The sequence below is a fragment of the Bradyrhizobium sp. USDA 336 genome (genome assembly GCF_044908355.1).
Classification (GTDB): domain Bacteria; phylum Pseudomonadota; class Alphaproteobacteria; order Rhizobiales; family Xanthobacteraceae; genus Bradyrhizobium; species Bradyrhizobium yuanmingense.
The window spans coordinates 676,293-692,135 of sequence record NZ_JBIYDC010000002.1; the positions used below are offsets into that span (position 1 = coordinate 676,293).

At 65.4% G+C, this 15,843-nt stretch carries 12 protein-coding genes; 3 read left to right on the top strand and 9 right to left on the bottom strand.

Going from position 1 to position 15,843, the window contains the following annotated elements:
* Positions 1-78: 78 nt before the first annotated feature.
* On the top strand, positions 79-687 hold the full coding sequence (locus tag ABIA45_RS03995; protein ID WP_271544775.1) for a 2-hydroxychromene-2-carboxylate isomerase: 609 nt from the start codon (positions 79-81) through the stop codon (positions 685-687).
* A complete protein-coding gene (locus ABIA45_RS04000) occupies positions 687-1,664 on the top strand; it encodes an NADPH:quinone oxidoreductase family protein (protein WP_271544773.1) in 978 nt (325 codons plus the stop codon). Before ABIA45_RS03995 ends, ABIA45_RS04000 begins: the two co-directional genes overlap by 1 nt.
* A 104-nt stretch (positions 1,665-1,768) precedes the next feature.
* Here ABIA45_RS04000 and ABIA45_RS04005 read toward each other — a convergent pair whose 3' ends face one another.
* The 8 genes from ABIA45_RS04005 to ABIA45_RS04040 all read right to left on the bottom strand — a co-directional run bounded on the left by ABIA45_RS04005 (position 1,769) and on the right by ABIA45_RS04040 (position 12,112).
* On the bottom strand, positions 1,769-2,659 hold the full coding sequence (locus tag ABIA45_RS04005; protein WP_404540077.1) for a crotonase/enoyl-CoA hydratase family protein: 891 nt from the start codon (positions 2,657-2,659) through the stop codon (positions 1,769-1,771).
* A gap of 139 nt (positions 2,660-2,798) precedes the next feature.
* The gene (locus ABIA45_RS04010; RefSeq protein WP_404651103.1) at positions 2,799-4,217 is read right to left on the bottom strand and encodes an amidase; all 1,419 of its coding nucleotides are present in this window, start codon (positions 4,215-4,217) and stop codon (positions 2,799-2,801) included.
* Positions 4,210-5,382, bottom strand: coding sequence for a M20 aminoacylase family protein (locus ABIA45_RS04015; RefSeq protein ID WP_404540083.1), 1,173 nt, complete (start codon positions 5,380-5,382; stop codon positions 4,210-4,212). The genes ABIA45_RS04010 and ABIA45_RS04015 overlap by 8 nt, the downstream gene beginning before the upstream one ends.
* 14 nt (positions 5,383-5,396) lie before the next feature.
* Complete coding sequence (locus tag ABIA45_RS04020; RefSeq protein WP_404651104.1) at positions 5,397-6,902, bottom strand: M81 family metallopeptidase; 1,506 nt, start codon at positions 6,900-6,902, stop codon at positions 5,397-5,399.
* Positions 6,903-7,135: 233 nt separating this feature from the next.
* Positions 7,136-8,785, bottom strand: a complete 1,650-nt coding sequence (locus ABIA45_RS04025) for an ABC transporter ATP-binding protein (protein WP_404651105.1) — start codon at positions 8,783-8,785, stop codon at positions 7,136-7,138.
* A gap of 128 nt (positions 8,786-8,913) precedes the next feature.
* On the bottom strand, positions 8,914-9,801 hold the full coding sequence (locus ABIA45_RS04030; RefSeq protein ID WP_271544763.1) for an ABC transporter permease: 888 nt from the start codon (positions 9,799-9,801) through the stop codon (positions 8,914-8,916).
* An 18-nt stretch (positions 9,802-9,819) separates the two neighbouring features.
* Positions 9,820-10,761, bottom strand: coding sequence for an ABC transporter permease (locus tag ABIA45_RS04035; protein WP_271544761.1), 942 nt, complete (start codon positions 10,759-10,761; stop codon positions 9,820-9,822).
* Between the two features lie 220 nt (positions 10,762-10,981).
* A complete protein-coding gene (locus tag ABIA45_RS04040) occupies positions 10,982-12,112 on the bottom strand; it encodes a M20/M25/M40 family metallo-hydrolase (RefSeq protein WP_404651106.1) in 1,131 nt (376 codons plus the stop codon).
* 266 nt (positions 12,113-12,378) lie between these two features.
* On the opposite strand from ABIA45_RS04040, the gene ABIA45_RS04045 reads away from it, so the two are divergent.
* Positions 12,379-13,986: an ABC transporter substrate-binding protein gene (locus tag ABIA45_RS04045; protein ID WP_271544757.1), complete on the top strand. Its 1,608-nt coding sequence runs from the start codon at positions 12,379-12,381 to the stop codon at positions 13,984-13,986.
* 393 nt (positions 13,987-14,379) lie between these two features.
* On the opposite strand, the gene ABIA45_RS04050 is transcribed toward ABIA45_RS04045, so the two are convergent.
* Positions 14,380-15,582 (bottom strand): multidrug effflux MFS transporter, encoded by a 1,203-nt coding sequence (locus ABIA45_RS04050; protein ID WP_404651107.1) that lies wholly within the window; start codon positions 15,580-15,582, stop codon positions 14,380-14,382.
* Positions 15,583-15,843 lie beyond the last annotated feature (261 nt).

A 15,843-nucleotide genomic window follows, 5' to 3' on the forward strand; every position in this document is an offset into this window, starting at 1 on the left:
GCGTACCGAGAGGCAAAATGGATTCCGGGTTCGCGCCAAAGGGGGCGCGCCCCGGAATGACAGCAAAAAGGAACCCCCATGATCGAATTCTTCTTCGACTGCTCCAGCCCCTGGACCTATCTCGCCTTCCACAACATCCAGCCGCTCGCCAAGGAACTGGGCGCCGAGATAACTTGGCGTCCGATCCTGGTCGGCGGCATCTTCAATTCGGTCAATCCGAGCGTCTACGCGCAGCGCGAGAAGCCGGTGCCGCTGAAGGCGCGCTACATGAAGAAGGACCTCGCCGACTGGGCGCGCTCGGCGGGCCTTGCCATCAAGATGCCGCCGACGGTGTTTCCGGTGAACAGCGTGAAGGCGATGCGCGGCTGCCTGTGGCTCGGTCAGGACATGGTGCCGTTCGCGACATCAGTGTTCGAGGCCTATTGGGGCGAGGACAAGGACATCTCGCAGGACGCGGTGCTTGCGGAGATCTGCAGAAAGGTCGGCATCGACGAACAGAAGTTCTTCGCCGGCATTGCCGAGCAGGGCATCAAGGACCAGCTCAAGGCCAATACCGAGGAGGTCGTCGCGCGCGGCGGCTTCGGCTCGCCGACGATTTTCGTGAACAAGACCGACATGTATTTCGGCAATGACCGCCTGCCGCTGATCCGCGAAGCGCTTCAGCGCAGCAAGGCGAGCGCGGCCTGATGGTGCGCGCCGTCGTCTGCCGCGAGCTCGGCGCGCCCGAGCGTTTGCTGCTGGAGGAGTTTCCGCCCCGCGCGCTCAAGCCGGGCGAAGTGCGCGTCGCCATCCGCGCCGCCGGGCTGAACTTCCCCGACGTGCTGATGGCCGCCGGCGAATACCAGCTCAAGCCGGAGCTGCCGTTCACGCCGGGCATGGAAGCGGCCGGCGACGTCATCGAGGTGGGGTCGGAGGCAAGCGGCGTTGCCGTCGGCGACAAGGTCATCGTGAAGATGCGCTTTGGTGCCTTCACGGATGAAGCGGTGGTCACGCCGTCGCAGCTCACTCCCATGCCGTCCACCTTCGACTATGCGGAGGCTGCCACCTATCTCGCAGGCCACGGCACGGCCTATCATGCGTTGATCGATCGCGGCCGGGTCGCGCCCGGCGAGGTGCTGCTGGTCCACGGCGCCGGCGGTGGCGTCGGCCTTGCCGCCGTCGAGATCGGCAAGATGCTGGGCGCGACCGTGATCGCGACCGCCTCCAGCGACGAGAAGCTCGGAATCGCGAAATCGCGCGGCGCCGATCATCTCATCCGCTACGACCGCGAGCCGTTCCGCGATGCCGTCAAGCGCATCACCGACGGCCGCGGCGCCGACGTCGTGTTCGACCCCGTCGGTGGCCAGGTCTTCGAAGATTCGATGCGCTGCATCGCCTGGGGCGCGCGGCTCTTGGTGATCGGCTTCACCGGCGGCATCGGCTCGGCCAAGACCAATCTCTTGCTCATCAAGGGCGCCAGCGTGCTCGGCGTACGCGCCGGCGAAGCGGTGCGCAAGAATCCTGCGCTCGGCGAGGTCCGCCTGAAGGCGCTTTTGCAATGGGCGGAGGAGGGCAAGCTGCGCCCCAACGTCTCGCACCGCCTGCCGCTGGAAGACTACGCGAAGGCGATGCGGCTGCTAATCGACCGCAAGGCTATCGGGCGGGTCGCGCTGGTGATGGAATGACGGTGCCGTAGGGTGGGCAAAGGCGCCCTTGCGCCGTGCCCACCATCTCTCCCGATTGCAAAAAATGCGTGGGCACGCTTCGCTTTGCCCACCCTACGAGAGCGCTATTTATACTCTCGCTCCGTCCACCACGGGAAATAATCCGGCATATCGGTCGACACCTTGTTCTTGAACTGCGCGGGACGCTTCTCCAGGAACGAAACCACGCCTTCCTTGACGTCGTCGGAGCGGCCGCGGGCATAGATGCCGCGGCTGTCGACCTTGTGGGCTTCCATGGGATCGTCGGCGCCCATCATGCGCCACATCATCTGGCGGATCAGCGCGACCGACACCGGCGCGGTCTTTGCTGCAAACTCCTTGGCGAGCGCGCGGGCGGTCGGCAGCAGATCATCGGGGGCCACGACCTTGCTGACGAGGCGGCCCGCAAGCGCTTCCTGCGCCGGGAAGACACGGCCCGAATAGCACCATTCCAGCGCCTGCGAGATGCCGACGATGCGCGGCAGGAACCAGCTCGAGGCCGCCTCGGGCACGATGCCACGCTGGGAGAACACGAAGCCGAACCGCGCAGCCTCCGAGGCGATGCGGATATCCATCGCAAGCTGCATGGTGACGCCGATGCCGACGGCCGGGCCGTTCACCGCCGCGATCACGGGCTTGAGGCATTTGAAGATGCGCAACGTCACCTGGCCGCCGCCGTCACGCACCTGCGGGTCGCTATAATCAACCTTGCCGTCAGCGAGGCGCTTCACCGGCCCGCGCCGCGCGTCCCGGTCGAACGTGTCGGCGCCGGAGGACAAATCGGCGCCCGCGCAAAAACCGCGGCCGGCGCCGGTGACGATGATGGCGCGGACATCGTCGTCCTTGTCGGCGGCGTCGAACGCGTCGATCAGCTCGGCTTGCATCTGCGCGTTGAAGGCGTTGAGCTTGTCGGGCCGGTTCAGCGTGATGGTGAGGATCTGATCGGCGACCTCGTACTTGATCGTCTCATACGCCATGGTGGTTTCCTTCCCTGTCATTCTTGAATCAATTCTGTCATTGCCGGGCTTGACCCGGCAATCCATCTTTTTGAAGAGGATGGATGCGCGGGGCGAGCCCGCGCATGACGAGTTGTGCTGAGACGCTAGATGCGCGCCGCTACGTTGCCGGCGGCTTCGGCCAGGGCCGCTGCGGGCCGCGCAGACCTTCGAAGGTCTTGGCCATGCCGAGCACGCCGATGTCGTCGAAGCGGCGGCCGGCGATCTGCACGCCGATGGGAAAACCTTTGGCGTCGAAGCCGCCGTTGAGGGAGATCGCCGGGTTCTCCGACATATTCCACGGCACGGTATAGGCGATATGCTCGAACGGCTTCATCGGATCGTTGGTGGGCGAAGCCCATTCCGCCGGATAGTTCACGTTCGGCGCGGTCGGCGAGATCACATAGTCGAGCTCGCAAAAGAGCTTTGCCGCAGCCGCGCGGATCGCCATGGTCTGGTTGAAGCCGCGGATGACGTCGACGCCCGAGAGCTTGGCCCCGGACTCGCCCCACTTGAAGATATAGGGCAGCACCTTGGCCTGCTCGGCCGGCGTCAGCTTGGACAGATCGTCCCACATCCGCGCGCGCCAGAAATTGTCGAGGCCGTCGAGCATCTCGCGCGTGAGGATGCCCTCGACCTCGGTGATGACGCTGCCTGCGGACTCGAACGCCTTCGCGGCCTTCACTGCGACCTCGCGCACCGGCTTCTCCAGCGCCAGGCCGCAGCCGGGATCGAGCATCAACCCGATGCGCAGCTTGCGCGGAGATTTCTCCAGCCCCTTCCAGTTCAGCAGCTCGGCCGGCAGGCTCATGCCGTCGCGCCGGTCGGGCTTTGCGATCGCGCTCATCATCAGCGCGCAATCGTCGACCGTGCGGGTCATCGGGCCTGCGACACGGCCGACATAGGTGGGGTCGATCGGCACGCGGCCAAAACTCGGCTTCAGGCCGACGAGGCCGCACCAGCCGGCGGGCAGGCGGACCGAGCCGCCGATATCGGTGCCGAGATGCAGGGGACCGTAGCCAGCCGCGGCGGCGGCGCCAGCGCCGGCGCTGGAGCCGCCCGGGTTCTTGCTGAGATCCCACGGGTTGCGCGCGAGCGCGTGGAACGAGGAGAGCCCGGAGGACAGCATGCCGTAATCGGGCATGGTGGTCTTGGCGAAGATGATGGTGCCGGCCTCACGCAGCCGCGCGGCGGGCGGTGCGTCCTTCTCGGCCGGCACGAGCTTGACGCTGGCGGCCCCCAACGGCACCGGTACGCCCTTGGTCGCGATGTTGTCCTTCACCGTCACGGGCACGCCGTCGAGCGGCCCGGAGGGCTCGCCGCCGGTCCAGCGCGCGGTCGAGGCCTTTGCGGCCTCGCGCGCGCCATCGGGGTCGAACGCATAGAGCGCCTTCAGATGCGGTTCCCACGCCGCGACATGCGCGAGCACGTCCTCCAGCACCTCGCTCGGCGAGAATTGCTTGGCGCGATAACCCGCGATCAGGTCGACCGCGGAAAGATCGTGCAGCGAGGTGACCGCTTCCTCGACGCGCTTATGCATTGCCACCCACCGGCATGCGCGTCTCGACGATGCGGGCGAACATGCTGGCGCCGATCGGCAGGATCTTGTCGTCGAGCACGAAGCCGGGATTGTGCACGGGCACCGAGCCGTCATGGCCGACCCAGAAGTAAGCGCCGGGAATCGTCTCCAGCATGTCGGCGAAATCCTCGCTGCCCATCTTCGGCTGGATGCGGGTGATCACGTTGGCGGGATCGACGATCGTGCGCGCGACCTCCTCGACCACCTTGGACTGCTCGACCTGGTTGACCAGAACGCCGAACGTGTCGCGGATGTCGACGTCGATCACGCAACTATAGGCGCTTGCGATGCCGGCGCAGATGGTGCGGATGCGCTCGGCGATCAGGGCGCGGACTTCGTTCGAGAAAGTGCGGATGGTGCCGCACAGATGCGCATCGCCCGGAATGACGTTGTAGGCGGAGCCGGCATGGATCTGGGTGATCGAGATCACCGCGGCCTGCAGCGGGTCGACGTTGCGGCTGACGATGGTCTGGATCGCCTGCGCCAGCGTCGTTGCGATGACCACCGCATCCTTGGAGCGCTCGGGCATCGCACCATGCGCGCCGTAGCCGGTGATGCGCAGGTCGAAGAAGTCGGCACTGGCCATGGCCGGGCCCGGAAGGATCGCGATCTCGCCATGGTTGAGGTCGGGCGCGTTGTGCAGGCCGTAGAGCTCGTCGCAGGGAAATTTCTCGAACAACCCGTCCTTGATCATGGCGCGGGCGCCGCCGAGGCCTTCCTCGGCCGGCTGGAAGATCAGATGTACCGTGCCGTCGAAGTTCCGGGTCTCGGCGAGATACCGCGCGGTGCCGAGCAGCATGGTGGTGTGGCCGTCATGGCCGCAGCCGTGGAAGCGGCCGGGGATCTTCGAGCTCCACTTCAGATTGGTGTTCTCTTCCATCGGGAGCGCGTCCATGTCGGCGCGAAGCCCGATGCGCTTGCTGCCCGTGCCCTTGCCCTTGATGACGCCGATCACGCCGGTGCCGCCGAGGCCGCGATGCACCTCGATGCCCCAGCTCTTCAGCTTGTCGGCGACGATGCCGGAGGTGCGCACTTCCTCGAAGCCGATCTCGGGATGGGCGTGGAGGTCGCGTCTGATTGCGGTGAGCTCGTCGGCGTAGCCGTCGATGCGATCGATCGTGGGCATGTGGTCCTGTCCGGTTAGCGTGAGGGAGGCGTGAATACGGGGCCGTTCGGCTTGATGCGGATGCCCGGGCGCAGGCGCGTCCAGGGCAGCGAAGCGGTGTCGGCCGGCATCGCACCGGGGGCGGCACAGATCATCAGCTTTTCCGCGATCGGCTCGAAATCGGCGCGGAAATGCACCGAGCTCTTGTTGACCAGAATCTTCTGTTCGGTCGGCTCGATGCCGACATAGCGGTACATCGCCTGGTCGGCGAGCTGAGCCTTGTGCGAGGAGACGACGATGCGGACATCGCCGATGCGCAGGGCTGCGGACGGGCCCATCTCCATCTCGCGGCCGCCGTAATAGGGGCCGGGCGCGATGAAGCGGCCGTCGGACAGCTGCTCGACCACGAACGTCTCGCGATAGGGCTCGTCGCCGGGGATGCCGGACTTGCCGCCGAGCGAGAGCGTCACGGCGGCGCCGACGCCGGCCGCGTGCGCGGCCTTGGCCGATTCCGGATCGTAGATGGCGCCGGTTGCGGCACTCGCTTTGTTGCGCACCAGCGCGCGCAGCATGCCCGTCGTGTCGGAATCGCCGCCGGCGCCGGGATTGTCCTGGGTGTCGGCGATGATGATCGGTTTGCGCGCGCTCTTGGCAAGTTCCATGGCGTGGCGCACGCCGTCGTCGGGCGACCAGATCTTGCCGTCGAAATCGTTCTCGTGACTTTCGATCAGCTTCAGAAGCGCGTCCGCCGCGCGGTTGGCGTCGTCCTGCGTCCTGCCGTAGGCGAATACGCTCGGGCCGCAGTCGCGGAAATCGGCGGCGGGGAAGCCGGGCGCGAAAGAGAGGGTGGGGACGGCATCGCTCTCCAGCGCAGCGAGTCTTTCGTAGATGCCTTTGGTTGGCTGGTCGTTGGTGCATTGCCAGCTGATCGGGATCAGGAACGGCAATTGCCGGAAGGCCTTTGCGAAGCGCTGCTTCGTCTGCAGCAGCAGCGCGAGATGGTGCGCGCAGGCGCGGCCGGTCTCGGCCATGTCGACATGCGGATAGGTGCGGTAGGCGATCAGCGCGTCGGCATGCTCCATCATCTCGGGCGTGACGTTGGCGTGGAGATCGAGGCTGGTGACCAGCGGAACATCCTTGCCGATGACGCGGCGTACGCGCGCGAGGATTTCGCCTTCGCCGTCGTCGAGATGCTCGGTCACCATAGCGCCGTGCAGGTCGAGATAGACCGCGTCGATCGGGCCGGCGGCTGCGATGCCGTCGACCATCACCTTCACGATGCGCTCGAAGGCGTCCTTGGTGACGTGAGCGGAGGGGCTCGCGCCGCAGGCGATGGTCGGAACGAGTTCCCAGCCGTTCGCCTCGGCACTGTCGACGAAACCGGCGAGGCCGACATTGATGCGCCGCATCACCTTCAAGACGTCGCTACCTCTGGTCATCGCCGGCCAGCCGCCGCCGTGCTGGAAGTCGGCGAAGGTCGCCTTGGTCGGAGCGAAGGTGTTGGTCTCGTGCAGGAAGCCGCCGACGGCGATGCGTGTCATTCAGTTCAGGTCCAGCGTTGGAAAGTGCGCGACGTTAGCCTTGGCCTTGCGAAGAGAGCAAGGCAGGAAGCAATCGTGCCACGCATAGGGTCAGATCGTTTTGGGAATGCTGCTCCGCCGTCATTCCGGGGCGCGCGTAGCGCGAGCCCGGAATCCATCGTGCGACAGAGTTCGCAGCCTGATGGATTCCGGGCTCATCGCTTCGCGATGCCCCGGAATGACGGCGGAGAGAGTTAAGCCGTCGCCCCCACGCCTTCCGCCACCGGACGGAAGTTCGCAAAATCCCAACCCCGCCCGGGCGCCGCATCCAGCAGCGCCTTGGTGTAGGCCTCCTTCGGATGCGTCAGCACTTCGGCGGCGGGTCCCTGTTCGACGACGCGGCCGTGCTGCATCACCACGACCTCGTCGCAGATCTGGGCTGCGACGCGCAAATCGTGGGTGATGAACAGGATGGCGATGCCGAGCCGCTTCTGGATCTCGTCGAGCAGTTCCAGCACCTGCGCCTGCACCGAGACGTCGAGCGCGGAGACCGCTTCGTCCGCGACCAGCACGTCCGGATCGAGCGCGAGCGCCCGGGCGATCGCGATGCGCTGGCGCTGGCCGCCGGAGAACTGGTGCGGATAGCGCGACACCGCATCCGGCGGCAGGCCGACCAGCTCGAGCAGCTCGCGCGCCCGCTTCATCGCGTCGGCGTGCGGGATGCCGTAATTGACCGGGCCTTCGGCGATGCTCTCGCCGACGGTGATGCGCGGGTTGAGCGAGCGGTAGGGATCCTGGAAAACGATCTGGATCTTCTGCCGGTGCGGCTGCAGCAGGCGGCGCGAGATGTCGGCGATCTCGCGGCCGGCGAGGCGCACCCCGCCGGAGGTCGGATCGATCAGGCGGACGATGCAGCGCGCAACCGTCGACTTGCCCGAGCCGCTTTCGCCGACGATGCCGAGCGTGCGGCCCTTGCGCAGGGTGAGCGTGACCTTGTCGGCAGCGACGACCTCGCGGCCTTTGCCGAAGAAGGAGCGCTCCTTGTAGACCTTGCCGAGCTCGTTGGCCTCCAGCACCACTGGCTCGCGGGTTTCCTCGCGCGGCGGGCGCGGCACCAGGCTCGGCACCGAGGAGAGCAGGTTGCGGGTGTATTCCATGGTCGGATTGCGCAGCACGGTCTCGAGCGGGCCGGTCTCGACCAGGCGGCCCTGCCGCATCACCGCGACGCGATCGGCAATCTCGGCCACCACGCCCATGTCATGGGTGATGAACAGCACCGCCGTGCCGTGATCGCGCTGGAGGTCGCGGATCAGGGTCAGGATCTGCTTCTGTGTGGTGACGTCGAGCGCGGTGGTCGGCTCGTCGGCAATGAGGAGCTTCGGCTCCAGCACCAGCGCCATCGCGATCATGATGCGCTGGCGCTGGCCTCCGGAGAGGCGGTGGGGGTAGGAGGCGAAGATGCGCTCGACCTGGGGCAGGCGCACCTGCTCCATCATGTCGAGGATGCGCTGCTTGCGAGCCCTCGCGTCGAGGCTGGTGTGGGCGCGGAGCACCTCGTCGATCTGGCGGCCGACCGGCACCACCGGATTGAGCGCGGTCATCGGCTCCTGGAAGATCATCGCCATCTTGGTCGCGCGCAGCTGGCGCAGGCGGCGGTCGGTGGCGGTGAGCAGCTCCTCGCCGACCAGCTTCACGCTGCCGCCGGTCGGCACCAGCGTGCCCTTCGGCAACAGGCCCATGGTGGTGAGCGAGGTCACCGACTTGCCCGAGCCGCTCTCGCCGACGAGGCACAGCGTCTCGCGCTCGCGCACCTGGATCGAGATGCCGTCGATGATGTTGGCGCCTTTCGGCTGCTTGCCGATGGAGACGACGAGATTGTTGATGTCGAGGATGGTGTTGGTCATCAGGTCACTCCGTCGTCATTGCGAGGAGCGAAGCGACGAAGCAATCCAGAAATCTCTCCGCAGATGCAGACTGGATTGCTTCGCTTCGCTCGCAATGACGGAACAAGGGGATGGGCCGGCGAGACAAGTCACTTCCCCTCCCGCTGCTTCATGCGCGGATCGAGGGCGTCGCGGGCGGCGTCGCCGATCAGGTTGATGCTGAGGATGGCGATGGAGAGCAGCAGGCCCGGCCAGAAGATCAGCGACGGCTTGATCTGGAAGTACTGGCGGCCCTCGGCCATGATGTTGCCCCAGGTCGGCGTCTCCGGCGAGATGCCGGCGCCGAGGAAGGAGAGGATCGCTTCGGTCAGAATTGCGCTGGCGCAGATATAGGTGCCCTGGACGATCAACGGTGCGATCGTGTTCGGCATCAGGTGGCGCCACATGATCTTCGGCAGGCTCGAGCCGACCGAGATCGCGGCCTCGACGTAAGGCTCCTCGCGGGCCGACAGCACGACCGAGCGGACCAGGCGTGCAACGCGCGGAATCTCGGGGATCGTGATCGCGATCAGCACGGTCCAGAGGCTGGCGCCTGACAACGACACCACGGCGATCGCGAGCAGGATGCTCGGCATCGCCATCAGGCCGTCCATGACGCGCATCATGATGGAATCGACCAGCTTGAAGAAGCCGGAGACGAGGCCGATCGCGAGCCCGATGGCGATCGACAGGATCGCCGCGCCGATGCCGATCAGAAGCGAGATGCGGCCGCCATAGATCACGCGCGACAACACGTCGCGGCCGTAGGCGTCGGTGCCGAGCAGGAACTGAGCGGAGGACGGCTTGAGCCGCTGCGACGGGGCGAGCTGGACCGGATCATGCGGCGCGATCAGCGGCGCGAGGATCGAGACCACCACGATCAGCGCGAGCAGGCACGTCGCGGTGGCGATGATCGGGGTCGAGGTGAGGAATCCGAATCGCGGCCGCAACGGCGACGTGATCGGAATGGAGGACTGGGGAAGGGTATCGACCGACATTTTGTTCTTGTCCTTGCCTCAGTACCGGATCCGGGGATCGAGCAGGGTGTAGGCGACGTCGATGAGAAGATTGACGACGACGTAGATCAGCGAGGTCAGCAGGATCATCGCCTGGATCACCGGATAGTCGCGCGCCAGCACCGCATCGACGGTGAGACGCCCGATGCCGGGGATGTTGAACACGCTCTCGGTGACGACGACGCCGGAGATCAAGAGCGCAAAGCCGGTCCCGATCACGGTGATCACGGGCACGGCGGCGTTGCGCAGCGCATGGCGCATCATCACCGCAACCTCGTTGATGCCCTTCGCGCGCGCCGTTCGCACGTAGTCTTCGCCGAGCACGTCGAGCATCGCCGCACGCGTCATGCGCGCGATCAGTGCGACGTAGATGAAGGACAGCGCGCAGGTCGGCAGGATCATGCGCTCGAAGAACGGACCGAAGCCGTTGAAGATGCTCCGGAAGCCCTGCACCGGCACCCAGCGCAGCTCGATCGCGAAGACCTGGATGAGGACATAGCCGACCACAAACACCGGCACCGAGAAGCCGAGCACGGACAGACCCATCACGAAACGGTCGATCCAGGTGCCGTGCTTCCACGCCGCGATCACCCCCAAGGGAACTGCGACCATGACGGCGAGGATGATGGTGCACAACGCGATCGAGATCGACGGCTCGACGCGCTGGCCGATCATCTTCATCACCGGCAAATTGGAGATCAGCGACGTCCCGAGGTCGCCGTGCAGCAGCTTGTTCACCCAGGTGATGAACTGCACGATCAGCGGCTCGTTGAGGCCGAGCGATTCGCGGATGCGCTCCAGCCGTTCCGGGGTCGCGTTGTCGCCGGCGAGGATCGCGGCGGGATCGCCGGGGGTGAGGCGGAGCAGGAGGAAAACGAACAGCGCGACCACGCCCATCACGGGCACGGCGGCGAGAATTCGGCGAAGGAGATATCCGAGCAAGTTGGATCCGTCAGTTTAGAGTCAAATTGGGCAGGGCTCTTCGGCCAGCCTGCCATCAGCCTAACATTTCAGCAATTCCCGTGCCACGAGGGCCACAGTTTTTGCGGTGCAGCCAATCTTCGTAGGGTGGGCAAAGCGGAGCGTGCCCACCTGCTTTCAGTCGGGAAAACGGCGGGCACGGCGCTTAGCGCCTTTGCCCACCTACGGGATCGCTTCGCGATCACGCCAGCGTCGCCAGCAGCCCCGCCATCAGGCGGCCTCGCTCAACGAGACTCTCGACTTCGATATACTCCTCGAGCGTGTGGGCATTGCCGCCGCGCACGCCGAGGCCGTCGAGCGTCGGGATTCCCATCGCGCCGGTGAAGTTGCCGTCGGAGCCGCCGCCGGAGCTTGCATGCGGCAGTTCCATGCCAAGAGATCTGGCGATGCCGCGCGCCTTCTCGTACAGCGCCATCGTGCCCGCATTCGGCTCCCAGACCGGCCGCGTCACGCCGCGCGTGACCTTGAAGGTGACGTCGTCTTTGGTGCCGGACAGCGCCAGCATCCGCTCGACACCGCGATCGAGATCGGCCTGGCGCTTGGCCATCGACAGCGCTTCGCCGGTCGCGGTGGTGGCGACGCAATTGACCCATTGCCCGCCATGCACAACGCCGACCGAGAAGGTGCAGTCCTCCGTCGTCATGGCGTCGATGTTGAGAATTTGCCGCGCCATCTCGCGGATCGCCGAGCGTCCCGCCGACAGCGTGGCGCCGGCGTGGCTCGGCCGGCCTGTCGCTTCGAGGTTGAAGCGTGCGATGGCGTAACGTCCGGTAGTGACACCGTTGTCGGCGCGGCCGGGCTCCGGCACCAGCACGTATTTGTTGCGCGCGGCCTCGGCCTCGATGATGTCGCGTGTCGAGGGCGTGCCGACTTCCTCGTCCGGCGTGAACAGCACGGTAATCGGCAGCGGCGTGGTGAACGATGCGCGCGCCAGCTGCCGGATCGCTTCCAGCGAGAGATAATTGCCGCCCTTCATGTCGAAGATGCCGGGGCCGTAGCACTTGTTGCCTTCGCGCCGCCATTTCAGCTTCTCGATGGTGCCGACCGGGTGGACGGTATCCATGTGTCCAGCGATCAGGATGCCGGGCTCGCCCTGCTTCGGATGCGGAAAGCGCGCGCGGATCACGCTGCCAAAACCCTGCCGACCGGCGATGCGCTCGATCGTCGCACCCATGATCGCCATGTCCCGCGCTGCGATATCGAGCATGCGGTCCACGGCGCCCGCGTTCCAGGTCGGGCTTTCGCATTCGACCCAGGTGCGCAGGCCCGCGAGCATTGCCTCGGAATCAAAGGGGAGATTGGCACGATTCATCTCAATGTCTCTCGAGCTTGGAAAGATGGAACGCGCATTGCATCGGCGCGGGCAGGACGAGTGGAGGTGTTGTAGAGCCAAATCGATCCCTGTGGAGCCCGTGCCTGCGCCGCAAGGGCTTGCAACGAAACCGGATTGACGCGCTCGGCACTGTCTGCAAGTCTCGAAAAGATAAAGGCATGCATGAGGTTAGTTCGCCCAACGAACGGACTTCATGCTCAATCAATAACCTGCCTTTGAACAGTTTCACGTCAGGAGAACTTTCCATGTTCCATTTCATGCGCCGGGGGCCTCGCGCGTTCGCCTCCACACTCGCGCTGTCAGTCGTCGCGCTCTCGACCGCGCTGGCCTCGCCGGTGTTTGCAGCCGGCAAGACCCTCACGGCGGTGCTGCACTCGGATTTGCGCATCATCGACCCGATCTTCACCACGGCCTACATCACGCGTGACCATGGCTACATGGTTTACGACACGCTGGTGGCCACCGATTCGAACTTCAAGGTCCAGCCGCAGATGGCTGACTGGAAGATCTCCGACGACAAGCTCACCTACACCTTCACGCTGCGCGACGGTCTGAAGTGGCATGATGGTGCGCCGGTGACGGCGGAAGATTGCGTCGCTTCGCTAAAGCGCTGGGCCGCGGTCGACGGCATGGGCCAGAAGCTCATGGACTTCACCGCCAGCATCGAGGCGACCGACGCCAAGACCATCACGCTGAAGCTGAAGGAGCCCTATGGGCTCGTCCTCGATTCCATCGGCAAGCCGTCCTCGCGCGTGGCCTTCATGATGCCGAAGCGCCTTGCGGAGACGCCGGCGGACAAGCAGATTCCCGAGCAGATCGGCTCGGGCCCCTTCAAGTTCGTGCAGGGCGAATTCCAGCCCGGCGTGAAGGCGGTCTACGTCAAGAACACCGATTACGTTCCGCGCAAGGAGCCGGCGAGCTGGACCTCCGGCGGCAAGGTGGTGAAGGTCGACCGCGTCGAATGGATCACCATGCCGGACTCGCAGACCGCGGTGAACGCGCTGCAGTCGGGCGACATCGACTTCATGGAGAACCTGCCGTTCGACATGTTGCCGGTGCTGGAAGCGAACAAGGAGCTCAAGATCGAGGTCCTGAACAAGTTCGGCTTTCAGACCCTCGGCCGGATGAACTTCCTTCATCCGCCGTTCGACAACGTGAAGGTGCGGCGGGCTGCCTTGCTGGCGATGAACCAGAAGGACGTGCTCGACGCGCTGGTCGGCAATGCCAAGTACCAAAAGATCTGCGGCGCTTTCTTCGTGTGCGACACGCCGCTCGCGACCGATGTGGGCTCCGAGACCCTGGTCAAGGGGAACGGCATGGCGCAAGCCAAGAAGGCGCTCGCCGAGTCCGGCTATGACGGCACGCCGATCGTGATCATGGCGCCCGGCGATGTCACGACGCTGAAGGCGCAGCCGATCGTTGCGGCCCAGCTGCTGCGCGAGGCCGGCTTCAAGGTCGACCTGCAGGCGACCGACTGGCAGACGGTGGTGAGCCGCCGCGCCAGCCAGAAGCCGCCGAAGGAAGGCGGCTGGAACATGTTCTTCACCAACTGGGTCGCGGCCGACGTCTCGAACCCGATCGCCAATCTCTCGATCAGCGGCCTGGGCAAGAAGGGCTGGTTCGGCTGGGCGGAGGATGCCAAGATCGAGCAGCTCAAGGACGCTTTCGTCCGCGCCGCCTCGGTCGACGATCAGAAGAAGATCGCCGCCGACATCCAGAAGCAGGCCTATGAGCAGGTGATCTACATTCCGCTCGGGCAGTATCTCATCGCGAGCGGCTGGCGCAAGTCGCTGAACGGTGTGCTCGACGGTCCCGCGACCCCGGTGTTCTGGAACGTCGACAAGACGGAGTAAGCGCCGCGCGCCTTGCATGTGAAAAACGAACGGCGCCGCAGTCTCCTGCGGCGCCGTTTTTTATCAAGCAGCGCTTCTATGAAGCAGTCGGTGATCGCTCTCGTCTAGCAGTGGCTGTCGCGCAGCTGCTCGAGCCCTTCCCTCACGAATGCCAAGCTCGAGTCCTTTCGTTCATCGGAACGAGGCTGCGAAATCGGCTGTTCGATCTCGGACGCGGGCTGATCCGATCTGTTCTCTTGTTCCATCTCGCCAATCCTTTGAATTGCTGCGGTACAACATCGCGAGGGGCGGGAAGTTCCTAAAAGCATGATCCAGAAAGGTGCGAAGCGGCTTTCCGGAAAGATCATGCGTAACAACTAGCACGATGACGATCCATCCGAATCTCATCGCGCTTTAGCTGATCGGACGATGTTGCGGCCTGAACAGCCGTCCCTTCTCGACCACCAGCACGATCGCCAGCGCGGCGAGGGTGGACAGGAAGAAGCCGATCGAGAACGGCAGCAGCGTGCCGTCGAAGCTCTGCCCGATCGCCATGCCGACCACGATCCCGATCAGCGTGGTGATCGAGCCGTACAGCGAGGAGGCCGTGCCGGCGATGTGGCCCTGCGGCTCCATCGCCAGTGCGGTGAAGTTGGCGACCATCATGCCGAACGAGAACATCATCAGGGCCGAGAGCACCATGAACAAGGCGAGCGGCAGCACGCTAAGGCTTTCCGTCAGCAGCATCACGCCGGCCACGGCCGTGTAGAGCGTCAGCGCGCCGTGCGAGATCACGCGCATGCCGAGCCGCCCGACCAGTCTTGCATTGAGGAATCCGGCGATGGCGACGCCGGCCGCGATCGCCGCGAAAGCAAGCGGGAAGTAGTGGCCGAGGTGATAGATGCCGGTGAAGATCTGTTGGGCGCAGAAGACGTAGGCGAACAGTGCGCCCATCACGCTGCCGGCAGCCGTGGCATAGCCGATGGTCTGGCGATGGGTCACGGTCTGCCGGTACGCGGAGAGCACGTCGGCGGGCGCCAGCGATCGGCGCTCCGACCGGGGGAGAGTTTCAGGCAGCCGCAGCACGCACCATGCGAGCGCGAGCAGGCCGTATAGCATCAGCACGACGAAGATGCCGCGCCACGCCGTCACCAGCAGCACCGCCTGTCCGAACGAGGGGGCGACCACCGGCACCGCGATGAACACCATCATGGCAAGCGACATCACGCTCGCCATGCGGCGGCCGACATAGCAATCGCGCACGATCGAGGTCGCGATCACGCGCGTCGCCGCGGTGCCGAGCCCCTGGAGCGCGCGCGCCAGCAGCAGCGTCTCGAACGAGGGCGCGGCGACCGCCAGCACGCTCGCCACCGCATAGACCGCCATGCCGCCGAGCAGCACCGGTCGGCGCCCAAAGCGGTCCGACAGGGGACCCATGACGAACTGACCGGCGCCGAAGCCGATCAGGAAGGTCGACAGCACCAGCTGCAGATGGTTCTCGACGGGAATCTTGAAGGCGGCGCCGATATTGGGCAGCGCCGGCAGCATCATGTCCATCGCGAGCGGGTTCAGCGCCATGATGGACGCGATCACGATGACGAATTCCGGAAAACCCATTGGGCGGTGTCCTGCGGACACCCAACCGTCGGCATTGACGTCGGACAAGAAGCTTACCCCTGCAATTAAGCGAGCTATTTAGCCCCGATGCTGCGTTGCACAACCCATGTTTCGGGATGGCTGGCAGGCGGAGCAGGAGCGGTCAAGATCAGGTGAGGGCCCGTCGCCGGCCTGATGGGCCATCCGCGACCGCGTCGCCGCGCACATCGAACCATTTTCGAAGCGTTTTCCGAAGCCGCGTCGCCGGACGGCTCGGCCTGC